This window comes from Sorangium sp. So ce321 (assembly GCF_051530195.1).
Lineage (GTDB): Bacteria > Myxococcota_A > Polyangia > Polyangiales > Polyangiaceae > Sorangium.
The window spans coordinates 3,592,764-3,614,789 of the sequence record NZ_CP150329.1; the positions used below are offsets into that span (position 1 = coordinate 3,592,764).

Here is a 22,026-nt window from a genome sequence, read left to right on the forward strand (position 1 = left end):
GCACGCTCGCCGGGCGCGCGGCGCGCCCTCGCGCGGTCAGCCCTTCGGCTTGCCGTTCGCGTCCCACTCGGCCCAGAAGCGCTCGAGGCCGAGGTCCTTGAGCGCCCGGTTGAGGAAGCGCCGGTCGATCCACGGCTCGACGTCGTAGGCGTTCCTGATCAGGCCGAACTTCTTCGAGTCGGCGACCGCCGCCTTGTAGCGGGCGACCACGTACTCGTCGAGCAGGGGGCTCGCGTTCTGCTTCATGTCCTCGCCCTGCTGGGCTTCCTTGTAGTTCGCGAAGGGCGTGCCCGACTTCGACCACAGCTGGAAGATCTGCGTCCGGTTCTTCTCGTCCGCGACCCACGCCGCGGACTTGACCGCGAGCGTGATGATCCGCTGCACGACGTCGGGGTGATCGTTGATGAAGCCCTCCCGCGCGACGATGCCCGAGTTGCTCGGGTAGGTCGGCGAGTCGCCCTTCGTCGAGTAGACGATCTTCGCGATCCCCTGGTCGCGCAGGGAGAGGTAGTCGGTGCCGCCGAAGACAGCGTCGATGTCCTTCGTGGCGATCGCCGCCTTGGCCGTGGAAGCGTCCATGCTGATGGCGCGGATGTCCCGCTCGGTGAGCCCGTGGCCCTCGAGGATCCGGTTCGCGGACAGCTGCGTGGCCGTGCCCTTCTGGAAGGCGACCCTCTTGCCGCGCAGGTCGCGGACGCCGTTGATGGGCGAGTCGGAGGGCACCACGAGGTACGCGTGCCCGCGCCGGCTGGCGCTCGCCAGGAGCCGCGTCTTGAGGCCGCTCGCCCGACCGACGACCGAGGGCAGGTGCCCGTGGGTCCAGATGTCGAGCAGGTCGTTCGCGACCGCCTCGTTCACGGCCGGACCGGCGCCGCGGAAGAAGTTCCACTTGACCTCGATGCCGTCCTTCTTGAACTCCTCGGCGAGGCTGCCCTGGAGGTGCAGCAAGGAGAAGAAGCTGCCTCCCGTGACGGGGCGGTTGCCCACGCCGACGCCGGGCACGCCGACACGGATGACACTCGGCCCAGCAGCGTGGGCTTTGCCTGCGAGGAGCGCTCCGGACACGGCGGCCGCAGCGCCTCCCAAGAACTGACGTCTATGCATGGCGCGCTCGGTATGCAGCGGGTGTGCCGGCATCTCGGCGGCCTTCATTTCACGGGGTGAGCGCCGCGTTGTGCTGCTCCGGGAGCACTGGATCCGCAGGCGATGCTGCTGGCGCCGCACGGCGAGGCGCGCGCCGCTTTGGCTGGCAGGCGCGGCGCCAGGGGAAGTAGGGTGCCCGCGATGTCGATCCCCGATCCGGCGCGCGTGGGCGCCTTCCTGGAGGAGGTTGCGGGCGAGCACATGCTGCCGTTCTGGCGGCGGCTCGCGCCGGGTGAGGTGACGGCGAAGGCGACGGATTCGGACCCGGCGGACGTCGTGACGACCGTGGATCTCGAGGTGGAGCGGCGCCTGACGCGGGGCCTGCGCGGGCTCTTGCCCGGGTCGGCGGCGGTCGGCGAGGAGGCGGCGCACGCGGATCCGCGGCTGCTCGGCGCGCTCGGCGGGGACGGCTGGAGCTGGCTCATCGATCCGCTCGACGGGACGCGCAACTTCGTCGAGGGCAACGACCGCTTCGGGGTCATGGTGGCGCTGCTGAGGGGCGGCGCGACGCGCGCGGCCTGGATCCACCTGCCGGCGCGGCGAGAGACCTTCTCCGCCGAGGAGGGCGCGGGCGCTCACCTGAACGGCGCCCGCCTCGAGGTGGATGCCGCGGATGGCGCGGGGGCGCCGGCGGGGACGATCTACGCCCGCTTCATGCCGGGCGAGCTGCGCGCGCAGGTCGAGGCGCGCGCCGAGGGGGCCTATCGTCCGGCCGCCGAGGCGGGCTGCGCCTGCGTCGAGTACACGAGCGTCGCGCGCGGCGAGAAGGACTTCTGCGTCTACTACCGCCTGCTGCCGTGGGACCACGCTCCCGGCGCCCTGATCCTCCAGGAAGCGAACGGCGTGGCCGAGCACCTCGACGGGACGCGCTACGCGGTGGCGAGCAGGAGCCAGGTGACGGTCATCGCCCGGAGCCGGGGTATCGCCGGCCGGATCAGGCGGGTGCTCTCCGCCCGAGACGACCGCTAGACTACGTCGTCACCCGGGGGTGTCCCCGGGTACACGGGAGTTCAGCCCCTGCTCATCGCGCGGCGCGGGACCCTGCGGGGATGTCGTGACCCTCGCGCGTGCGGGCATTCTGGGCTGATCATTCTGGAACGATCAGTCCAGAATGAGCCCCAGGAGCGCAGCTGGGCTCGAGCATGGCCGTCAGCCCGAGCCCCTTCGGGCGCGGCGCGCGCGCAGCGCGGCGTCGGCGCTGAACAGCGCGAGCCCGGCCCAGATGCAGGCGAAGCTCACGGCCTGGGTGGTCGTGAACGGCTCGTCATAGACCAGCACGGCCAGCAGGAACTGGCCGCTCGGCGCGAGGTACTGGAGAAAACCGAGCGTCGTCAGCGACAGCCGGCGCGCCGCGTTCGTGAACCAGACGAGCGGCAGCGCGGTGATGATGCCGGTCGCGGCGAGGAGGACGTGAGTCCGCAGGTCGGCGCGGCCCATGGCGCCGGCGCCCTGCGCATGGAGGGTGGCCAGGTAGGCCGCGCCGAGCGGGGCGATGAACAGGGTCTCCAGGGTGGAGCCAGGGAGCGAGTTGACGGCGACGACCTTGCGCAGGAGGCCATAGACACCGAACGTCCCGGCCAGGGCCAGCGCGATCCAGGGGACCGAGCCCGCGCGCACCGCGAGGTGAACGACGCCCGCGGCGGCGAGGCCGAGCGCGAGCCACTGCGCCGGGCGCAGCCGCTCGCGCAGGAAGACCATGCCGAGCAGCACGCTGAGCAGCGGGTTGATGAAGTAGCCGAGGCTCGCGTCGAGCACGCGCCCCACGGCGACGGCGTAGATGAACAGGACCCAGTTCGCCGAGACGAGCGCCCCGGTCGCGGCCATGGCGCCGACGACGCGCCGGTCGCGCAGCGCCGCGCCGAGCGCGCGGAGCTGCCCCGTGGCGAGCGTGAGGGCCGCGAACGCGAGCAGGCTCCACACCGTGCGGTGAGCCAGGATCTCGACCGCGCCGACGTGGCGGAGCTGCTTCCAGAAGACGGGGACGATGCCCCAGGAGCTGTAGGCCGCGACGCCGTAGACGACGCCCCACGCAGCCTCCCGGCGGCTGTCGTGAGCGTTCTCGGGCGTGTGCATGAACGGTTGTGCCTTCCGAGGTGCGATGCGCCGGGCTCGACGCAGCCGCCACGCGGCGCCTGTTGCGTCCGGCCGGCGGTGAACATGTCCAAATCGGCCGCAAATTTCAAGCATCTTCTGAGGGATGGTCCACCATGCGACGCCGATAACATCGATGTTCAGGTCGCGCCCGCGCCATGAGGGCGACATCGGCCAGCGCCGGCCGATACCCGATAACCCAAGCTCGTCGCTGATTGCGCGGGCGCTCTTACCGGGTCGCCGAGCCCGAAAGCCCTGCTCGTCGCGCGCTCCGGGGACCCCGCCGGACTCGGCTGACCCTCGTCCCTGCGGCTCAATCTGGGCTGATCATTCTGGAACGATCAGTCCAGAATGAACCGCAAGCGCGAGCACAGCTGGGCTCGCGCGTGGGTCCACCCTGCGCCGCGCGGCCCACGGCAGCTTCTCCGGCCTGGCAATCCGGCAGGCCTCCCGCGCAACCAGGGAAACAGGGGTGCCGTGTCAGGGGATGCGCTCCAGGCAGCTTTCATAATTCCCGCAGGCGCCGCGCTGGCCTGCGCCCCGCAGCGCCGCGCGAGAAACGGGTAGCGCGCAAGCCCTGTGTGTCAGTAGAATGACGAGATCTTGGATTCTTGATGAGGTCCACAGTGAAAAAAAGCAACACGGACAAACGCACGCGCTTTGCCTGGCTTCACCGTTCTGTCTCGCTCGTCCTCGTGGCTGTGTGCGTTGCCTGTGGCCAGGCACCCGACGGCCCCGGGAGCTCTGGCGATGACAACACGCCGGTGAACCCATCTTTGGTCGGCGATGTAGCGTTCTCCACGCCGAGCCAGACGTTCAGGGACCAGATCCAGGTCGGGATGACCACGACCGTCGAGGGGGGCGAGATCCGCTACACGGTGGACGGGCAGCCGCCGACCGCGGCCTCCACGGTGTACACGGGCGAGCCCGTGACCTTCACGGCCACGACGCAGGTTCGCGCGCAGGTGTTCGTGGGGGGCGCCGCGCGCGGCTCGGTGAGCACGGGCCTCTACATTGCGCGCACCATCGACGCGACCTCCGACCTTCCGATCATGGTCGTGGACGGTTACGGCATGGGCAAGCCGACCGATAAAGAAGTCTACTTCGACGCGGCGGTGATGATCTGGGAGCCGGTCAACGGCGTGGCCTCGATCGCCTCGCTGCCCACGATGGCGATGCGCGCGGGCTATCACGTGCGCGGTCAATCATCGATGAATTTTCCGCAGACGCCATACAAGCTCGAGCTGTGGGACAACGACGGCAAGGACCTCGACTACTCGGTGCTCGGCATGCCGGCCGACTCGGACTGGGCGCTGATCCCGCCCTTTTATGACCGCACGTTGATCCGCAATCCGTTCACCTACTCCCTCGGCCAGGAGATGGGGCTGAAGGCGCCGCGCAGCGAGTTCGCCGAGGTCTACCTGAACTACGACGCGCGCCCCCTCGGCGACGCGGATTACCAGGGCATCTACTGGGTCTCGGAGACGATCAAGAACAACAAGGTCCGCACCGATCTCGCGCAGCTCGAGGAGGAGGACCGGGGGCTGCCCGACATCAGCGGCGGCTACATCTTCAAGTTCGATCAGGCTGCCGCCGAGGAGCCGCTGCTCACCTGCACGGGCTCGGATCCCCTGCCGGGGTTCGGAGGCTTCGGCGGCCCGCGTCCGGGGGGCGACAGCGGCGGCACGTGCTGGGTCGATCTCGAGGTGGTGGACCCCGACCCCCTGAACGACGAGCAGAAGACCTGGCTGACGCAGTACATCCAGCAGTTCCACGACACCGTTCATCAGACGCCCATCGGCGATTACTCGGCGTACATCGACGTGCCGTCGTTCATCGATTACCTGATCATCAGCGAGCTGACGCTCAACGTCGACGCTTACGTGCGGAGCGCCTTTTATCACAAGGACCGCGATCAGAAGCTCGAGGCCGGCCCGCTGTGGGACTACAACTTCGCGCTCGGCGGCGTGGGCGCCAAGAGCGCGACGCCGGAGTCGGAGCGAGACACGGGCTGGCGCTTCAGCGGCCAGAGGAACGTCAACAACTGGTATCAGAAGCTCACCGCGGACCCGAATTTCATGGCGCAGGTGAGGGCGCGCTACACGGAGCTCCGCGGGACGCTCCTGTCCGAGGCGTCGATCGAGCAGCGCATGAACAGCCTGAGCGCGCCGCTTTCGCAGGCCGTGGTCCGCGATTACGCGAAGTGGCCGGTGTCGAGCGTCATCGAGTCGGAGACCGGCTTCGTCGGCGGCCCCACCGTGCCCACGTGGGAGGGCCAGCTGCAGGTCATGCGCGACTTCCTGCGGGAGCGGCTCGCCTGGATGGACGCCAACTTGCCGTGACACGGCGCGCCGCCGCCGGGCAGACGCCGCCAGGCGGACGGCCGCGCAAGCCGAGCGACAGGTGCGCTCCAGCGCGGGGCTCAACGTACCGGTCGATTCCGCCTGCTGACAGATACCCATGCTCGTGTGCTCGCCGGAGGCTCACCGTGCTCACCTTCGCCACCGCGCAGCGCGTGCCCGTCGCCGGAGCCCCGCGCTCGCCGGCTCGATGAAGGCGCCCCGCGCGCCGCGGCGCTGGAGCGCGGGCGATCCCGCGCTTGCGGCCCTGCCGGCGCGCGCGCCGAGCTCGCCGCCGCGCCGTGATGTCCGTGTGGCACTTGCGTTGCTGGGCGCGGGGCGCGGCGCCGGAAGTGCGCCGAGCACAGCGAGGTAGGCATGCGAAATATCTACTCTGTGGCAGCGGTCTGTGCAGCGACGCTGGTCGCTTGCATGGACAATGCGGCCGACGGGACACAGCCTGGAGAGAGACAGCCTGGAGAAGCAAAGCCCGAGGAGATGGGGTTCGTCACCGTCCACTGGGCGATCGAGGACAAGACCGAAGCCGAACAGTGCAAGGCATACGGCGCCGAGGCGGTCGAGCTGATGCTCATCAGCACGGAGAACAACCACGTCACGAGGCAGGTGGTCCCGTGCGAGCGGTTCGACGCGAGCGTGCAGGTCACCGCGGAGGACTACGTCGGGACGATCACGCTCCTCGACGAGAACGGCAAGCCGGTCAGCGACCCGCTCCCGGTGGGGCCGTTCAAGGTCTCCGGGACCGAGGAGACGACACGCAGGGTCAGCTTCCCCGCCGCCGACCAGCAGCGCGACACGCATCGGGATCGCGGCACGCATCGGGATCGCGGCGCGCAGCGGGACCGCGACACTCAACGACGGTAGCGCGCGGGCGGACCGCGCCGCCCGCGCGACCCCCCGGAGCGAGCTCGATCGGGCTCGCCCGCCGCAGCCTCACCAGGCCAGGGAGAGCGACCGTGACGCCGTGACGGCGGTGAGGGCGCCGTGTCTCGCCGTCACGCCGGCGAGGGCGCCCGCTCCCCCCGCGCCGCCCCGGGGAGCCCCCGGCCTTCGACGAGCTTCAGGAGCTTCTCTTTCGTTGTCAGCCCCACGTGGCGCGCCACCTCCTTGCCCGCGTCCAGCGCGACGACCGTCGGGAACGCGCGGACGTTGAAGCGGCGGGCGAGCGCCGGGCAGCGGTCGCCGTCGACCGCCACCACCTTCAGGCGCCCGGCGCCCTCCTCCGCCAGCCTGTGCAGGATCGGCGCGAGCGCGCGGCACGGCGGGCACCACGTCGCGGTGAACTCGACCAGGACAGGCACCCCGGCCTCCAGCACCTCGGCGTCGAAGCTCAGATCGTCGACCTCGTGGACAGCATTCGTGGACATTGCGCGATCCTCCATGCCTGGCCAGGTCTCGACACCGGCATCCATTACAGCCCTCGACGCTGTAATGTGGGCGCGGCTCGAGACCTGACCTGCGTAGACCATGGACGCCCTCAACCACGCGGACGACATCCTGGGCCATGTATCGCACCTTGTGCGCTCGGAGCGCTCGGCGCTCGCCGCGCTGGCGCGCGGGGAGGGGGTGACGCCCGAGGACGCTGTCGACTGCGTGCAGGAGGGGCTCTGCACGCTGCTCACCCTCGCGCACCGGGGCGAGCTCCCGGAGGACGCGGGCGCGTGGGGGGGTCTGCTGGCCGGCATCGTGCGCAACGCCGCGCGCAACCGGCGCCGCCGTCACTTCCGCGCGCGGCCGCACGAGGACGTGGACGCGCACCCGGAGGCCGCGGGGGAAGCGCTGGCGACCGACGAGGCGATCGCGCGCGCCGAGGAGCACGTCCGCCTGCGCGCGTGCGTCGAGGAGCTCTGCGAGATCCAGAAGGCGGTCGTGACGCTGCGCATGCTCGAGGAGCAGCCGGGAGAGGACGTGGCGCGCGCGCTCGGCATCTCCGCCGGCCACGTCGCGGTCCTCCTGCACCGCGCGAAGCTCGCGCTGCGCGCCTGCATGACGGCGCCTTCCTGATCGCGCGCGGCGCGGGGTCGCCCGGGTCTGCTATGTCTCGGGCGAGACGCCATGAGCTCCCCTCCGCCTGCTTTCAGCATCCTTGCGCCCGACGAGCCGCCCGCGTTCGAGGTGGTGAACCCTGACGGCCGCTCCAGCGCGGTCCTGCTCTGCGATCACGCCTCCAACGCGGTCCCGCGGAGCCTCCCCGAGCTCGCCATGCAGGAGGAAGCGCTCCGCCAGCACACCGGCTGGGACATCGGCGCGGCGCTCCTCTCGCGCCGGCTGTCCGCGCTCCTCGACGCCCCGCTCGTGCTCTCCGGCTATTCGCGCCTGGTCATCGACTGCAACCGGCCGCTGGGCTCGCCGAGTTCCATCCCCGAGATCAGCTGCGGCGTGCCCATCCCCGGCAACACCATCGGCGCCGACGAGGCCAGGGCGCGGGCCGAAGCGTGCTTCTGGCCGTACCACGACGCGATCGCCGCGCTCCTCGACGCGCGGCGGGGCCGCGGGGAGGCCACGGCGATCCTCAGCGTCCACAGCTTCACGCCCTCGATGCTCGGCGAGGACCGGCCCTGGCACGCGGCCGTCCTCTACGGGCGCGACAGGCGGCTCGCCGCGCTGTTCCTCGAGGCGATGCGGCGCGAGCCCGGGCTCTGCGTCGGCGACAACGAGCCGTACCGCATCACCGACGGCGGAGACTACGGGATCCCCGTGTACGGCGAGGCCCGCGGCCTGCCGGCCGTGCTCCTCGAGATCCGCCAGGACGGCCTGCTCAGCGCCGAGGGCGTGGAGGCCTGGGCGCAGCGCCTGGCGGCGATCTACCGGGAGATCGAGGCGGGGGACCTCCTCGCCGCCGGCAGCGCCTGACCGCGCGCCCGGCTACTCCAGCAGCAGCGGCCAGACGTCGGCCTCGGCGCGCCGGCCGAAGACTGGATCGGCGTGCCCGTACCCGGGGACCACGCGGAAGCGGACGTCCGCATTGCCGGCCTCCGCGATGAGCTGCGCGCCCCGCGGGTGAGCGCCTCTGCCGAGCTCGGTGTTGACCCAGACCACCTTCGCCCGGATGTTGCTCCAGTCGATGACGTAGGCCGGAGCGCCGGACCAGATGGCGAGGAGATCGCGCATCCCCGCGGTGGTGACGAGCCCGCTCCCGAGCGCGGCGATCGCGTCCTCGAACACGGCCAGCGGCGTGTGGGTCAGCTCGAACCGATCCTGCTGCGGGTCGGCCGCGAAGGTGTACTGACCGGCGAGGTGGCCCTGCTCGTAGAACCAGCTCTGCGGCAGCCCCGTGAGCGGCGTGGTGGGCCCCGGGAGCCGACTCGTGTGGATGAGGCCGTAGTGCACGAGCCCGGCCCGCGTGAAGCTCCCGGTGGAGCCGCCACCGACAGCGCGGGGCACGCCTGAATCGCCCAGCGGGTCGCTGGCCGCCGCGGCGATGAGCGCCCTCAGCCCGCCGGCTGCGTCGATGGTGAACCGGCCCTGAGCGAGCAGCCGCTCGTAGGCATCCAGCGTCGCCAGCGCGTTCGCCGCGTACGTCGGCTCGGCGACGGGATCATAGGGACCTGTCGTGTCGAGCACCATGACCTTGCCCGGGCCATTGGCATACGTCGCCGCATGGTCGAGCGCGTGCGCGCCGCCCGCCGAGTGACCGAGGACGTCGTGCGGCAGCCCGAGCCACCGGTCGACGGCGGTGATGACGCCGTGGATGTCCTGCTTGCGCTTCGCGAACCCCCATCGCGCCAGGGAGGCGTCGTTCGACGCGGGTGACGCCGGGTCGAGGCCGTCCTCGCGCGGCGAGACGCCGATGACCAGGTAACCGTGGCCGCGCATGAAGTGCGTGATGTTCCGGTCGCGCGGCGTGAAGAAGTTGCTCGCGAAGCTCAGCCCGCCCCCGGGGAGCATGTAAAGAACCCTGGAAGGGGCGGCGCGCGTGCTCGCCACGACGTCGACGACGAGCGGATTGGCCTCGTCGTGCAGCTCGATCTGAACCCGGGCCCATCCGTCTCCTCGCTCGCGCTCGCGCTCGCGGACCGCGCCGGAGCGCCCGAGTGCTTCGCTCGCCTGAGCAGCCAGATCATTCATCGAGGCTCCCTGCGTGGATCCGGCCGCAGCGCTCGACGCAGCCTCGGGCGCGCGCGCCGAGCGGAGGACCGTCGGGAAGAGAAGTACCACGGATCCGAGCCGGTCGCGCGACGCAGCGGGGAGCGTCGGCCAGCGAGCCGCGCCGGGGAAGGGGAGGGCGGGCGACCCTTGACAAGAAAAGTTGTCAAGGGTAGGTACAGTCTCATGCTCGACGTCGACGTCATCGAGGATCCGGCCGCGGCGGTGGCGGCGCTCGAGCCTGTCAGGAGCCGGCTGCTCTCCGAGCTGGCGGCGCCGGCGTCCGCGGCGACGCTCGCCGGGCGGCTCGGGATCGCGCGCCAGAAGCTCAACTACCACCTGCGCGCCCTCGAGGCGCACGGGCTCGTGCGCGTGGCCGAGACGCGCCGGTGGGGTGGGCTGACGGAGCGCCTGCTGGTCGCGAGCGCGGCGTCCTATGTCGTGTCGCCCGGCGCGCTCGGGCCTGCCGCTGCGGATCCGGCGCGCACTGCAGATCGCCTCTCCGCGAGCTACCTCATCGCGCTGGGCGCCCGCGTCGTGCGCGAGGTCAGCGACCTCGTGCGGCGGGCGCGGGAGGCCGACAAGCACCTGGCCACCCTGTCGATCGACACAGAGGTTCGTTTCCGGTCTCCGGCGGAGCGCGCCGCCTTCAGCCACGAGCTCACCCGGGCCGTGACGTCGCTCGTCGCGCGATACCACGATGAGTCGGCGCCCGGCGGGCGGCCGCACCGCCTCGTGATCGTCGCTCACCCCACACCCACACCGAACGAGACATCCCGAAAGGAGCCAACATGCCAGTGAGAAAAGAGGCGTCTGGACGCCGGTCCGTGCAAGCCGAGGTCGAGGTCCCCGGCAGTCCCGAAGAGGTATGGGAGGCGATCGCGACCGGGCCCGGGATCTCGTCGTGGTTCGTGCCGAGCGAGGTGGAGGAGCGCGAAGGCGGCACCACCGTCTCTCACTTCGGCCCGGGATCGAGCATGGACTCGGTCGCGAAGATCACCGCCTGGGATCCGCCCCGCCGGTTCGCCGCCGAGAGCCCGGATGACATGGGGCCGGGCACCCCGAGCGTCGGGACGGAGTGGATCGTCGAGGCGCAGTCCGGCGGGACGTGCGTCGTGCGCGTGGTGCATAGCTGGTTCGCGAGCACCGATGACTGGGACAAGCAGTTCGAGGGCCACGAGCATGGCTGGGCTGCCTTCTTCCGCATCCTGCGGCTCTATCTGTCGCATTTCCGCGGCCTGCCCAGCGTGGCGTTCCAGCTGATGGGCGTCGCCCCTGGGCCCGACGTCGCGGCATGGGCCGCGGGATGGGACGCGCTGGTCGGTGGGCTCGGGCTCGCGGGCGCCGCCGAGGGACAGCGAGTGAGCACGTCCGCCGGCGCGCCGCCCCTCGCCGGCGTGGCCGAGCGCGTCGGTCCGCGTGAGTTCCCGGAGCTGCTGCTCCGGCTCGAGGAGCCGGCGCCGGGGATCGCGCACATGTTCGCGATGCCCATGGGCGGACAGCTCTTGCTGCCGATCCGCATCTACCTGTACGGCGACCAGGCCAAGGACGCAGCGGCGCGTGCCGAGACGTCGTGGCAGGCGTGGATGGCTGAGCGGTTTCCGGGTCCACAGGCCGGTTGCGACGCGATGACGGCAGGAGCACCCGGATCCTGAAGATGCTCATCGAAACCGCGTCATCGCCGCTCCGTCTCGGCCGCAAACCCCTCGCGGACGCGCCCGAGCTCTGGCATCGCTTGCGGTAGACGCCGCCCTCCCGGCCTCTCAGGCGACGGGGAATTCTCTCTCCGATTTAGCACCCTCCCTGGAAAAATACGAGCCACGGGCCCCTGGAGTCCGTCGTAGGCGCCGCGCTCCGCGATCGAAGGTGACCGCTCGGGCGACGTGTCGCGGCGGGCTTGTCGCGCGCGAGCGCGCCCCTCGCACGAACACGGCGGACGTAGCGGTGGATCTGCGTGGTATAAGCCGTCGCTGTGCATCGCGACGAAACGGCCAACACTGAAGCGGTGAAGCCACGTCTCTCTTCAGGGCGGGCATATGGTCGTGTCGAGCCGCTCTGGGGCGGACGCGAGCGTCGATTCGTCGTTACGGACCCGGCTGGAATGTCGCTCACAGGGCTTTCGGCCCCACGCGGGAGCGACCCAGGCGTCAGCGCTGACGAGATCTGGATTGGGCAGGCCGCAGCCGTGAATCTGCCCATTGGCCTCTTCATCGAAACGTCAACCGGAGGGAATCATGCTGCGACCGAGCGAGACGACGGCATTCGGCTATTGGGGCGCGATGGCGGAGCGTTACGACGCGCACATTCGACATGTCTGCCCCAATTACACGGAGCTGCTCACGCGCCTGCTCGACGGTCTGCCCGACGAGGCCGGCCGCATCATCGAGCTCGGCTGTGGGAGCGGCAGGCTGTCGCTGGAGCTCGCCGCGCGCTATCCGCGCTCGAGCATCACCTTCGTCGATGCTGCGGTGGAGATGGTGGATCTCACGAAGGCCCGGCTCGCTGCAGCTCATCCCTCGTCGGCGGCGCGCTTCCGCTTCATCGTGTCGCGCTTCGAGGACGTTCAGTTCGACGAGGGCAGCTTCGATCTCGTGATATCCAATATCAGCTTGCACCATGTGCAGGATCAGGTCTCTCTCTTCCGGCGCATCTGGCGGGGCCTGGCCCTCGGTGGCAGGATCCGCATCGGGGATCATTTCCTCTTCTCGAACCCGACGGAGCAGACCATCCACTGGGCGGGCTGGCTGACCTACTGTCGTGAGAACTGCAGCGACGCGGAGATGGACGAGCTCATGGATCACGTGACGGCTCACGACCGCTATACGACGCTCGGCGACCAGTTCACCATGCTCCTCGCCGCCGGGTTCGTTAACCCCGACTGCGTCTGGCGCTCCGGGCTGGCCGCCGTGGTCACCGCGGATCGCGCTCCCATGTACTAGCGTGTACGTCGAGCTCCCGTTCGCCCACGTCCACACGCCCGGCGTGACCTCATCGCTGTAGCCAATCCACCATGGGCTCCGCTGGGCGTAGATCTCGTAGGGCAGATCGGGCTCCCGCGAGAGTCCTGTCTGCAGCTCATCGAGCGTCGCCGCCGTCCACCTGGCAACCTCCGGGGGACGTCGTCCAGCCCCGGGCGCGCCGTCACCGCGGCGTGCCACGGCGCCGCGCGATGAGGCGCGCAGGCGGGGGAGCGATCGATACAAGGACACGCGGCCGCCTGCTCCGGGCGCGGGCCGGGATCGTGTGCCAGACCGGGCCAGCCCTTTCGCCGGATGTCAGGGGTCGGCCGCGCGCGGCGTGCGGCGCCTCGGGAGAGCCGCGCGTGTCGCCTCGGGACGCGGGAGCCCGCGCTTCGGGGGCCGGCGCGGCACGGCGAATGCTCGGCGGGGCGGCATGCTACGAACCCTTCGAACCTGCGCTCCGCCGTTCGTCCTGTCTCTGGCCGCGATCCTCGGCTGCGAGACGTCCTCCGACCCGCTCGAGGGCCCGGACCCCGACCCTGGGGGCGAGGCGTGCCAAGACAAGCCCGGATGTGTGGTCGCCTCGGACAAACAGCGTATCTCGACGCCGGACGTGCCGGCGGAGGACGGGGCCGCGCTCGTCTCGGGCAACTCGGCATTCTCGCTCGACCTCTACCAGCAGCTCCGCGGGGAGCCGGGCAACGTCTTCTACTCGCCCTACAGCATCTCGACGGCGCTCGCGATGACGTGGGCCGGCGCGAAGGGCGAGACCGAGACGGCGATGGCCGGCACGCTGCACTTCGACCTCGGGCAGGACAAGCTCCACCCGGCGTTCAACTGGCTCGACCAGGAGCTCGAGAGCCGCGGTCAGGGCGCCGAGGGCGCCGACGGAAAGGGCTTCCGCCTCAATGTCGTGAACGCGCTCTGGGGGCAGATCGGCTACCCGTTCGAGGCTCCCTTCCTGGACACGCTCGCGCTGAACTACGGCGCCGGAATGCACGTCGTGGACTTCCTGGGCCAGCGGCAGGAGTCGGTCGATCTCATCAACGGCTGGGTCAGCGAGCAGACCGAGGGCAAGATCGAGAAGCTGGTGCCTGTCGAGGCGATCACCCCCGAGACGGTGCTGGTCCTCACGAACGCCATCTACTTCAACGCGGCGTGGCGCACCCCGTTCGAGACCACCGCGACGGAGGACGGCCAGTTCGTGACGGCCGACGGGAGCGAGGTGACCGTGCCCCTGATGCACGGCGGTCTGGAGATACCGTACGCTGAGGGCGAAGGCTACCAGGCGGTCGCGATGCCCTACGACGGGGACGAGCTGTCGATGGTGATCATCCTGCCGGAGAAGGGCACGCTCGACGCGTTCGAGGCGTCGCTCGACGCGGCGAAGGTCGACGGCATCGTCGGTGCGATGAGCGAGCACCTGGTCGTCACCACGATGCCCAAGTTCAAGTTCGAATACGAGCTGAGCCTCAAGGAGACGCTGAAGGCGATGGGGATGGAGGTCGCGTTCACGCCCGGCGCCGCGGACTTCACCGGGATCAACGCCCAGGGAGAGCCCTACATCCAGGACGTCATCCACAAGGCGTTTGTCGGCGTGAACGAGGCCGGCACCGAGGCGGCGGCCGCGACAGCGGTCATCGTCGGCGACGAGTCGGCGCCTTCGCCGGCGACGCTCGCGCTGGTGAATCCCTTCCTGTTCTTCATCCGCGACAACGCGACCGGCAGCCTCCTGTTCGTCGGCCGCATCGCCGACCCCAGCGCGAGCTGATCAGGGCGTCCCGCTCCGCGACGGGGCTGGGCGCACGCGTCGCGATGAAGTGGGGGTCGGGTCGCCCTGGGTCGGGTCGCCGATCTGGGTCGGGTCGCTGGCCCACATGCACGCCTCCCCGGACGAGGACGACCCGGTGTAGCCCCGCCCTCAGACCGTAATCGGCGATCGAGACCCGCGGTCACGCCCCCTCCCCGAATGGGTCCGGGAGGGGGCTTCAGCCGGACGCCCCCTTCTTCTTCGCCTCCACGGCCTTCTCGATCTCATCCTCGATCAGACGCTCCATCCTGTCCTCGAAGGCGCGGCCAAAGATGTACGGCACGGCCATGGGGAATCCCGTCTCTCCGGGCTCTCCGTCGCACCAGGTGACGGGAAGCCCGGACTTCTTGAGGGTCTGACGAGCTCCCTCGAAGGCGAGCTGTAGAGCTTGCACGGCGTCCACGCCGTAGGCCGAGTCTCGCACCGCTTCCTGTAGTCCCTGAATATCGACCGGACAGGCCCAGTCACCGGACGCCTTCTGCGCCGGCTTGCCGATGGTCACGGTCACCATCCGGCCGGGCTCGCCTACGACCGAGAGGCGGCGTTCTGCGATCGGTTCGAGCGGAGTGTCGTCCTGCATAGGACGCACCTTGCCGCCCCCTCCCGCAGGGTGTCAAGCGGACGCCCTCTTCAAGTACCGTAGTGCCAGTAACACCAGCCGAGGCACGCGACCAAGCTACCCTTCGCCGCCGCCCAGCAACCCGCCCTCAAGCGAGGATCCGGTGGTAGCTGGGCGCAAAACTGCTCCATCGCCTGCTGTCCGTTCCGACATGCCCGGTTGCACTCGTCAAGGGAGTCAGGCAATTCGACCTCGCCGCTGGCCGCTTCAGGTTCGTCCACCTCTGGCGATGCTCCACATCCCATAGCCGACACCATTCCACCGGATCCCAGCAACCCGAGAACGCAGATCCATCGCCTCATGTGCTTGCCCCCGAGCATGAGCGTGGAGCCGTGAGGATCACGGCGTCAAGGATGACTCTGCCAGGCTGTTCGACGCCCTTCTTTTCGTCTCCCCATCGTAAAACCTTGACATGGGCAATTCGCAGTTGCTTGTTTGTTCGATTTTACACGTCATGCTTATTGACGTACATGGCTTGTGCAGTTTGCAGACATGAGGCTCATGCGGAGATCGAGCGGATCCTCCGCACGAACGAGCTCTCCCTCCGGCGTACTGCTCGGAAATTCGGCATCTCCGACCACATGCTGGTCTGGAACCACAAGAGGATCTGCATGCCGGGTGCCCCCGTCGTCCTCGTCTCACAGTACGAGGGCGAGGAGGAGGACGTCGCCGTCAAGCGGACGAGGCACGCGCCCCTGACGTCCGCGCCCAGCGTTGGCGAGCAGTTCGGCGGACTCCCGTTCGCAATGAGTCTCAGTGACGCGGCTGATCACGAAGCGGGCGAGATGATGTGCGTCGGAGCCACCGGCGTCGCTTATCTGTTTGATAGCGCGACCTACGCGCCCCGGGTCCGTTGATAGAGAGCTGCGACGAGCCAGCTCGGACCGGAAACGGAATGATATCTGATATACATGGTTGCGCGTTGTGCCCAGACGCTTGGCGATGATTTCTGGCTGGATACCATCTCGTAATCCGCGTTCTATGGTAATGCGCCGCAAATCTCTGTAGCTAGCTTGGAATAGGCGCTGTCTGTGTGCGACATCATCATGCCGACAGTCAGACTCGGTGTCGCAAGAGGAGGCAAATTCCTCATCTGCGAGACTTTGTTCGCCTAGTAGATCATTGTTGCCGTTGTGTTCAACGAATGCGTCTAATCCGGTGCGTCGACGCCGAATCCCTTTCCGTAACCAGTCTATTGCGACGTGGCGGGCGACGCCGGCGACCCACAGTTCCAAGTCGTCGATCTCTTGCCTTCGCGTAACGTCAGGTGCCGGAGAACATTCTTTCCACAGTTGTAGGATGACTTCGTTCTGAACGAAATCGATCTCTTCGTCCGTGTCGAGTGCCCTCCGCAGCGATGGAGTCATCCACCCGCGAAGCCGGCGAAGACCCTCATGCGTTCCGAGCATCTCTTGCAAATCGGCGCGCTTACCCCGCACAAGCACCTCCAGGCACCTCCAGATGCCAGAGTCACCTCTCTACTCTGTGGTCGGATTGCAGGCCCCTGATCTTACAAAAATCAAACGAGGGGAGCGCTCATGGGCGCACCGGAGCATCAGCTGTACGTTCAGGACGATTTTGTGTCCTAGCGCCGTGTTCTGGTCCGCAGCTGGACCGAGCGCGTCCTCTCCGCGCCCGCGCTCGACCAACGTCCTAACCCGCGCACTAATGCGGCTATCTCACGGGTGTGGACACGCAGTAGAGTTCGGCCGGCAGCGCGCAACGCGGGCGACGCCGTCGCTCGGGCACGCAGCCAGACTACGCCGACATCAGAGCGGGGCCGAGAGAACTCGGATTCCGAGGGGCTGCCCCGCTGGCTGGGTGCGGGCCGTGGAGCTCCGTCTTTGCGAAGCCATCCTTCTGCGAGGCCATCCCTCCGCGAGGCCGTCGGAGCCTCTGCCCCCGGCACGGGGGGCGCTCGGCCGCCGTCCCGGCGAGCGGCTCCTGGTCTTTCCGTTGTGGCTGTCCGTGAGCCCCGGGAGACCTACCGGCGGCGGGGCGCATGAAGAAGCTCGTCGAGCGCGAGGTGATGGCCCACATCGTCGGCGACCTGGGGACGGACGGCAGCTGACCGCGACGACCGGTGCGTCCTTGGCGCCGGCACAGGAGTTCCTCGCGGGCGCCGACGCCGGCCGTCAAGCGATGATGGCCATCACGAGACTGCCAGCGGCGCACGCCTGAGAGATGGCCATCGCCCTACTTGGCTTCAACCGCGCACGCTCGCGATGGCCATCAAGGAGCCTGCTCGACGAGCTATCAGCCAGCCTGAGCGTCAACAGCTGCCCAGGCCGAGGATCCGCGTCCAGCTCTGGACGTCTCCCTGAGCCCTCTCGGCGGAAGAGCCGGATGGTGGAAATCTCCTTGTCCGGATCTGGCGAGGACCCCCGGACCAATCGGTCCGGGGGCTACTCTACCACGGCTCTCGCCGTGTCTTCTTAGTGGAGGCGCCGGGAATCGAACCCGGTGTTGAATTTACGTGGAGCTCGCTGGATCGCCGAGCGCGTCCTGCAGCGTCTCGGCGGCCACCCTCGGCCGATTCTTGAACAGCTCCACAAGGCTTCATGGGTTACTGAGGGCATCGGGGTGTCTTTCGGGTGGTTGCAGCCATGCTGGATTCTCAAACGGCATGCCAGGTTCATGCGGAGGAGACCGCATCGGCCGAAGCAGCCGCCTCCCACCCCGATGAATTCCGGTCAGCTTCCCGGATTCGTCATGCGATGTGAACTCGGTGTGCCCCCACGTGTTACTAAGCAAGTTCAATAAGGCGTCCGTTCGCCTCCGCCCGCGCTTACGCTCCAATGAGGAGACGCCCGCGTACGCGCGGCTGGCGGAGCCCCTCCGGAGAAGATGTGCTCTCCGCGCATTACCAGATTGGACTCACTCTCAGGTCGCGTGCGAGGGCTCAAGCATTCCCGGGATCCATCGCCCGGTGCCGGTGCGCTGCCTACGCCAGGCAGCAGAACGTCGACGGCGCGGCCGGCAGCAGCTCGCCGAACGGCTCGCCGCCGCTCGGGGCGCAGGCGCCGGGATCCACGGCGACGACCTCCGCGGACTTGCTGCCGAGGCCGACGCCGGGCGGCGTGACCCCGCAGAACGGCGTCGTCGAGCTCACGATGTTCGACGCGAGCAGGTCGGCGCAGGCGCCGTCGCTGTAGACCGAGGCCATGATCGTGCACGAGGCGCCCTCGGGCTCCCCGCAGGCGCACTCGGAGCAGCCGCGGGTGTCGTCGGCGCCGTCATAAAAGACGTGCCGGTCGAGATAAGGCTCCTCGCACGTGACGTCGCCTTCGTGGAAGACGCACGTCAGGAAGCCGCCGGGCGGCGGCTCCCCGGGCTGACCCGGCGACGGCATGCAGGTGCTCCGGTCGCCCGGGCACTCGCTGTAGGCGCCGGGCACGCAGGCGAGCGCCCGGGTCTGCCACGGATCGAGGCGCGCCGGCGGCGGCGGCTCGTCCACCCTGGCCGTGCAGGCGGCGGTCACCGTCACGGCGGGCGCGTCGATCGAGAGCGACTGCACGCACGCCTGCCCGCCGCAGTCCTGGCCGGCGGGGATGGCGTTCTCGGCGGTGCAGGCGCCGTCCCAGGCCTCGGGCGCCGCGAAGGCGGTCTCGACGGCGCTGGGGGCCTCATCGCACCAGGCCGAAGCGTGCGCCGACCAGCCCACCGGGAGCTGGCACGAGGCCGCTGCCGCATCGGGCGGGTCGCACAGGCAGGCGGCGCAGGCGAACGGCGCGGGGGCCAGGTCGGCGAACCCCTCATAGCTGGCGTTCGGCGCGGCGGCGGGGCAGTCCGGCGCCTGGTCCCGCGGGCCGTACCAGAGGAGCGCCGGACCGAACCATCCGAGCGGCGCCGGCGGGATGCAGTCGCCGGCGCAGGCGGTCTCGTCGCCGCCGGCCCCGCCGCTGCCGCCGTCTCCGCCCTCGCCGCCGGCCCCACCGCCGCCGCCTCCTCCGTCGCCCCCGCCCCCGCCGCCGCCCTCCTCGGGCCACGGGCAGCCTGGGTGACCGTATTCCTGGGGCTGACAAGGACCGGTGATGGTCGGGTCACCGGGGCAGCCTGGCAACAAGAGGATTCCGGCGAGCAGCAACGGGACGATTCGCATGCCGAGCAACGTACCCAAAGCGCCCTTGCGCTGACAACGGGCGATGTTCGCAAAATAACCGATTACGTCGAGCATTGTGGATTCGTTTCAAAAAATGAGTCGGTTTGGCTTTTTTCGCGAGGACGGTACGACGTGGGCGAGATGGTTCAGTACGTTGCCGTGACGCCAAGCCCGAGCGCCGCAGCGAACGGAGGCGACGACCACATGAGGGATCCAGGGGTTCTGCGCGGATCGCCCTGGCGCCGGAGCACCGCGTCCGCCACGACCACGGTGGCTTCGGCATACCCTTGCGCAAACCACCTGTCGGAGAGGGGCCAGTCGCTGCCGAGTCGCGCCCCGAGGCCCAGCAGCGCGTCGTCGCGTAAAGCCAGGTTCCACGGGTCGCGAGGGACGAACCGGACGACGCCGAGCGTGGCAACCCCGCAGCCGAACAGGCGGACGCCGCGAAGGCAGGGCACGGCAGCCGCCGTGAAGGCGCTCGCGCCGAGGGGCACCGCTTCTACGTCCTGCGCCAGGGCCACGAGCCCTCGCCCCTCGATCGCGACCGACCATCCGGACCGGCGCACGCCGACGGAGAGCGTCATCCCGGCCGCGGCCCCCGGCGTGATCCCCAGGCCCAGGGTCGCCCCGAGCCCCGCTTCGAGGCGCGGCCGCTCCGCGGGCGCCGGCGCCGCTTCGGGCCGCGATCGCGCCTGCGGCAGCCCGGCCCGCCGAGGTTTCTCCGGCGCGGCGCGCCGCGCCTGCGGAGGCGGCGGCGAGGGCTCGGGCCGCAAGGGGTCGGCTGGCGGCGGCTCGGGCGGTGGGGAGCGCTCGGGCGGCGGGGGAGCCGGCTCCGGCGCGCCGAGCAGCTGCGCGACGATCGCGAGGGCCACGCCGGCGAGCAGCTCGTCGCAGGGGCTCCGGGTGCCGAAGCCATCCGCCCACAGGGTCTCTCCGTCGCTGTCGCGCAGCGCCAGCGAGGCCGCGATCTCCGGTCCCTCCCGGGTGATGCGGACCGTGATCACCTGCGGGGCGTCGTCCTGGAACGGGTCGGCGCCGAGCCCTCGCGCCACCTCCGCGCGCAGGAACTTCGTGTCGGGGCAGCTTTCGGTGCCGGGGCCGCGCACGACCTCGAGCCGTACCGCCGGCGGGGGCGGCTCCGGCGCGGCGTGCGCGTCCGCGACGCGGAGGAGGCCCATGGCCGCGGCCACCGCGGCATGCGCCGTGAGGCGAGCGAGGCGCGCGCCCCGCAGCGGTCCGGGGGCGCAGCGGGCCGAGCGTGCGCCGAGCGCGTGTCCGATGCTGGGCCTGCTCATCGCGAGGGCTCGCTTCCTGACGGGCTCTGCGCCGCTTGCGGGAGGCGCGTGCGGGCGACGGTGCGCAGCCGCTCCCGTACGGACCTCAGCCGGCCGGTGGGAAACCGCGCGTCGTGCATGGCGAGCAGCCGGAGGGCCCCGGCGGGATCGCCGGCGGTGAGCGTCTCGCGCACCAAGGTGATCAGCCGGCGTTCCTGCTCGAACATGTCCTTCGGGGCCTCCTGCTCGCTGGCGGGCGGCGCTGTCCGCGGCGTGGCGGCGCACGGGCGATGGAGCGCCTCGGCTGCGGGAGGGACGGGCGGGCCGGGCGGCGGCTCCGGCGCGTGCGGTGGTGGGGTCGCTGCGAGGCAGGCGCTGCGAGCGGGCAGTATCTCGGGCAGCAGCGTCCCGAAGCGGCCAGCCCAGAGGAGCGACGGCGGGGCGAGGGCGACCAGCAGGGCGACGACCCCAACGCCGCCCGCCGCGGCCGTGCCGAGGGAAGGGCCGAGCTGGGCGAGCGTCCGTCGCAGGGGCGAGGTCGCCGCAGGCGAGCGGGGTGGGGGAGCCGGCGGCACGGGCGGCGCGGGCACCTGCGGCGAGGGCGCCTGCGGTATGGCCGCCGCGGGCGTGTGCGGCGCGAGCGCGTGCGGTGCGGAGTCGCTCGCGCCTTCATCGTGCGTCAGGAAGGCCGACGCCAGCGGGAACGGGAGCCAGCAGGCGCGCAGCGCCTGTCGCTGCTCCGGGCGCAGCCGTCGGACGGCGGCGCGGTAGTCCTCGCGGGCGAGGCGCAGCCGGCTGCAGGCGGTGTTGTAGTTGATGGCGAGCTCGCGCGCGATCTCGACGATCGGCACCTCGTACGCCTCGTGCAGGACGAGGACGATCCGCCGCTCCGGGGCGATCGTGCCGAGCACCTCGATCGCGAGCGCGAGCCGCTCTCGCTCCGCGATGCGCTGCTCGCTGCTCGGCACGGGATCGACGGGCTGGCCGTACGGCGCGGGGTGCAGGCCGTTCGGGAACTCGCGGCGGCGGTAGGCGCGGTCCAGGTAGTGGCTGACCTTCCGCCACGCGATCCCGTACACCCACCGGGCCTCCGCGCTGCTGCCCTTCTGGTGCCGTCCCTCCCACGGCGGCGGATCGCCGGCGGAGGCGCTCTCGAGCGGCGGCGATGGCGCGGCGGACGCGGGGTAGGCGGGATCGAACCGATCCAGGCTCTCGTACGCCGCGAGCAGGACCTCCTGGCAGAGGTCGTCGATGTCGGGCTCGTCGACCCCCAGCAGCCGGAGCGCGCGGGGGAGGACGTGAAGGGCGGCGGTGTGGACGGAATTCCAGGTGGGATCGCGGGAGGTGTCTTCGGAGGCAGCAACGCGTGTGGTCATATCCAGAATTGCGCGGAGCTTTCCGGGGTCGTCTGGAAATCGCACCGCCCGGTGCGTGGGAGGGAGGCGCTCCTGGTCCTCGCCTGCGGTCGATCGAGGCCGGCCGGAGCTGCCGTCGGAGACCGGACGCGGGCTCGGGGGCAGCTGAGCTAGCCTCCGGCACCGTCAACGGTCCGGGTGGTCCGGTGCGCGAGGAAATAGGTCGTCG

General features: G+C 70.2%; 17 protein-coding genes. 9 read left to right on the forward strand and 8 right to left on the reverse strand.

Translation table 11 applies throughout. The features are described 5' to 3' along the window. Window positions 1–36: 36 nt before the first annotated feature. Window positions 37–1,104, reverse strand: a complete 1,068-nt coding sequence (locus WME89_RS13920; RefSeq protein WP_438009664.1) for an ABC transporter substrate-binding protein — start codon at window positions 1,102–1,104, stop codon at window positions 37–39. Window positions 1,105–1,284: 180 nt separating this feature from the next. On the opposite strand from WME89_RS13920, the gene WME89_RS13925 reads away from it, so the two are divergent. After that, window positions 1,285–2,112: an inositol monophosphatase family protein gene (locus tag WME89_RS13925; protein WP_438009665.1), complete on the forward strand. Its 828-nt coding sequence runs from the start codon at window positions 1,285–1,287 to the stop codon at window positions 2,110–2,112. Between the two features lie 180 nt (window positions 2,113–2,292). Here WME89_RS13925 and rarD read toward each other — a convergent pair whose 3' ends face one another. Continuing rightward, entirely contained in the window at window positions 2,293–3,216 is a 924-nt protein-coding gene (rarD, locus tag WME89_RS13930; RefSeq protein ID WP_438009666.1) for an EamA family transporter RarD, read from the reverse strand. 782 nt (window positions 3,217–3,998) lie between these two features. Between rarD and WME89_RS13935 the strand changes: the two genes are divergently transcribed. Continuing rightward, the gene (locus WME89_RS13935; RefSeq protein WP_438009667.1) at window positions 3,999–5,576 is read left to right on the forward strand and encodes a CotH kinase family protein; all 1,578 of its coding nucleotides are present in this window, start codon (window positions 3,999–4,001) and stop codon (window positions 5,574–5,576) included. A 495-nt stretch (window positions 5,577–6,071) separates the two neighbouring features. After that, a complete protein-coding gene (locus WME89_RS13940) occupies window positions 6,072–6,455 on the forward strand; it encodes a hypothetical protein (RefSeq protein ID WP_438009668.1) in 384 nt (127 codons plus the stop codon). A gap of 131 nt (window positions 6,456–6,586) precedes the next feature. Here the strand turns inward: WME89_RS13940 and WME89_RS13945 are convergent, their stop codons facing one another. Continuing rightward, entirely contained in the window at window positions 6,587–6,958 is a 372-nt protein-coding gene (locus tag WME89_RS13945; protein WP_437309588.1) for a thioredoxin family protein, read from the reverse strand. Between the two features lie 100 nt (window positions 6,959–7,058). Between WME89_RS13945 and WME89_RS13950 the strand changes: the two genes are divergently transcribed. Both WME89_RS13950 and WME89_RS13955 read left to right on the forward strand, forming a co-directional pair. Next, on the forward strand, window positions 7,059–7,595 hold the full coding sequence (locus WME89_RS13950; protein ID WP_438009669.1) for an RNA polymerase sigma factor: 537 nt from the start codon (window positions 7,059–7,061) through the stop codon (window positions 7,593–7,595). Window positions 7,596–7,646: 51 nt separating this feature from the next. Next, complete coding sequence (locus WME89_RS13955; protein ID WP_438009670.1) at window positions 7,647–8,444, forward strand: N-formylglutamate amidohydrolase; 798 nt, start codon at window positions 7,647–7,649, stop codon at window positions 8,442–8,444. Between the two features lie 12 nt (window positions 8,445–8,456). Here the strand turns inward: WME89_RS13955 and WME89_RS13960 are convergent, their stop codons facing one another. Further along, the gene (locus tag WME89_RS13960) at window positions 8,457–9,659 is read right to left on the reverse strand and encodes a hypothetical protein (RefSeq protein ID WP_438009671.1); all 1,203 of its coding nucleotides are present in this window, start codon (window positions 9,657–9,659) and stop codon (window positions 8,457–8,459) included. A gap of 204 nt (window positions 9,660–9,863) precedes the next feature. On the opposite strand from WME89_RS13960, the gene WME89_RS13965 reads away from it, so the two are divergent. From WME89_RS13965 to WME89_RS13980, 4 genes are all read left to right on the forward strand, one after another. Continuing rightward, window positions 9,864–10,478 (forward strand): winged helix-turn-helix domain-containing protein, encoded by a 615-nt coding sequence (locus tag WME89_RS13965; RefSeq protein WP_438009672.1) that lies wholly within the window; start codon window positions 9,864–9,866, stop codon window positions 10,476–10,478. Continuing rightward, the gene (locus tag WME89_RS13970) at window positions 10,469–11,332 is read left to right on the forward strand and encodes an SRPBCC family protein (RefSeq protein ID WP_438009673.1); all 864 of its coding nucleotides are present in this window, start codon (window positions 10,469–10,471) and stop codon (window positions 11,330–11,332) included. The genes WME89_RS13965 and WME89_RS13970 overlap by 10 nt, the downstream gene beginning before the upstream one ends. Before the next feature lie 579 nt (window positions 11,333–11,911). Then, window positions 11,912–12,616 carry a class I SAM-dependent methyltransferase gene (locus WME89_RS13975; RefSeq protein WP_438009674.1) on the forward strand — a complete coding sequence of 235 codons (705 nt, stop codon included), beginning with the start codon at window positions 11,912–11,914 and terminating at the stop codon, window positions 12,614–12,616. Window positions 12,617–13,070: 454 nt separating this feature from the next. Continuing rightward, entirely contained in the window at window positions 13,071–14,408 is a 1,338-nt protein-coding gene (locus WME89_RS13980; protein WP_438009675.1) for a serpin family protein, read from the forward strand. 217 nt (window positions 14,409–14,625) lie between these two features. On the opposite strand, the gene WME89_RS13985 is transcribed toward WME89_RS13980, so the two are convergent. From WME89_RS13985 to WME89_RS14000, 4 genes are all read right to left on the reverse strand, one after another. Then, window positions 14,626–15,027, reverse strand: a complete 402-nt coding sequence (locus WME89_RS13985) for a DUF6968 family protein (RefSeq protein WP_437930178.1) — start codon at window positions 15,025–15,027, stop codon at window positions 14,626–14,628. Window positions 15,028–18,010: 2,983 nt separating this feature from the next. After that, the gene (locus WME89_RS13990; protein WP_438009676.1) at window positions 18,011–19,168 is read right to left on the reverse strand and encodes a hypothetical protein; all 1,158 of its coding nucleotides are present in this window, start codon (window positions 19,166–19,168) and stop codon (window positions 18,011–18,013) included. Window positions 19,169–19,314: 146 nt separating this feature from the next. After that, window positions 19,315–20,463 (reverse strand): hypothetical protein, encoded by a 1,149-nt coding sequence (locus WME89_RS13995; RefSeq protein WP_438009677.1) that lies wholly within the window; start codon window positions 20,461–20,463, stop codon window positions 19,315–19,317. Continuing rightward, window positions 20,460–21,818, reverse strand: coding sequence for an RNA polymerase sigma factor (locus WME89_RS14000; protein WP_438009678.1), 1,359 nt, complete (start codon window positions 21,816–21,818; stop codon window positions 20,460–20,462). The genes WME89_RS13995 and WME89_RS14000 overlap by 4 nt, the downstream gene beginning before the upstream one ends. Window positions 21,819–22,026: the final 208 nt, after the last annotated feature.

Excerpts from the sequence above, each read along its gene's own strand:
- WME89_RS14000 (WP_438009678.1), bottom strand. The coding sequence starts at position 21,818 with ATGACCACACGCGTTGCTGCCTCCGAAGACACCTCCCGCGATCCCACC.
- rarD (WP_438009666.1), bottom strand. The coding sequence starts at position 3,216 with ATGCACACGCCCGAGAACGCTCACGACAGCCGCCGGGAGGCTGCGTGG.
- WME89_RS13985 (WP_437930178.1), bottom strand. The coding sequence starts at position 15,027 with ATGCAGGACGACACTCCGCTCGAACCGATCGCAGAACGCCGCCTCTCG.
- WME89_RS13950 (WP_438009669.1), top strand. The coding sequence starts at position 7,059 with ATGGACGCCCTCAACCACGCGGACGACATCCTGGGCCATGTATCGCAC.
- WME89_RS13940 (WP_438009668.1), top strand. The coding sequence starts at position 6,072 with ATGGGGTTCGTCACCGTCCACTGGGCGATCGAGGACAAGACCGAAGCC.
- WME89_RS13920 (WP_438009664.1), bottom strand. The coding sequence starts at position 1,104 with ATGCATAGACGTCAGTTCTTGGGAGGCGCTGCGGCCGCCGTGTCCGGA.
- WME89_RS13960 (WP_438009671.1), bottom strand. The coding sequence starts at position 9,659 with ATGAATGATCTGGCTGCTCAGGCGAGCGAAGCACTCGGGCGCTCCGGC.
- WME89_RS13955 (WP_438009670.1), top strand. The coding sequence starts at position 7,647 with ATGAGCTCCCCTCCGCCTGCTTTCAGCATCCTTGCGCCCGACGAGCCG.
- WME89_RS13990 (WP_438009676.1), bottom strand. The coding sequence starts at position 19,168 with ATGCGAATCGTCCCGTTGCTGCTCGCCGGAATCCTCTTGTTGCCAGGC.
- WME89_RS13925 (WP_438009665.1), top strand. The coding sequence starts at position 1,285 with ATGTCGATCCCCGATCCGGCGCGCGTGGGCGCCTTCCTGGAGGAGGTT.
- WME89_RS13995 (WP_438009677.1), bottom strand. The coding sequence starts at position 20,463 with ATGAGCAGGCCCAGCATCGGACACGCGCTCGGCGCACGCTCGGCCCGC.
- WME89_RS13945 (WP_437309588.1), bottom strand. The coding sequence starts at position 6,958 with ATGTCCACGAATGCTGTCCACGAGGTCGACGATCTGAGCTTCGACGCC.
- WME89_RS13975 (WP_438009674.1), top strand. The coding sequence starts at position 11,912 with ATGCTGCGACCGAGCGAGACGACGGCATTCGGCTATTGGGGCGCGATG.
- WME89_RS13970 (WP_438009673.1), top strand. The coding sequence starts at position 10,469 with ATGCCAGTGAGAAAAGAGGCGTCTGGACGCCGGTCCGTGCAAGCCGAG.
- WME89_RS13980 (WP_438009675.1), top strand. The coding sequence starts at position 13,071 with ATGCTACGAACCCTTCGAACCTGCGCTCCGCCGTTCGTCCTGTCTCTG.
- WME89_RS13965 (WP_438009672.1), top strand. The coding sequence starts at position 9,864 with ATGCTCGACGTCGACGTCATCGAGGATCCGGCCGCGGCGGTGGCGGCG.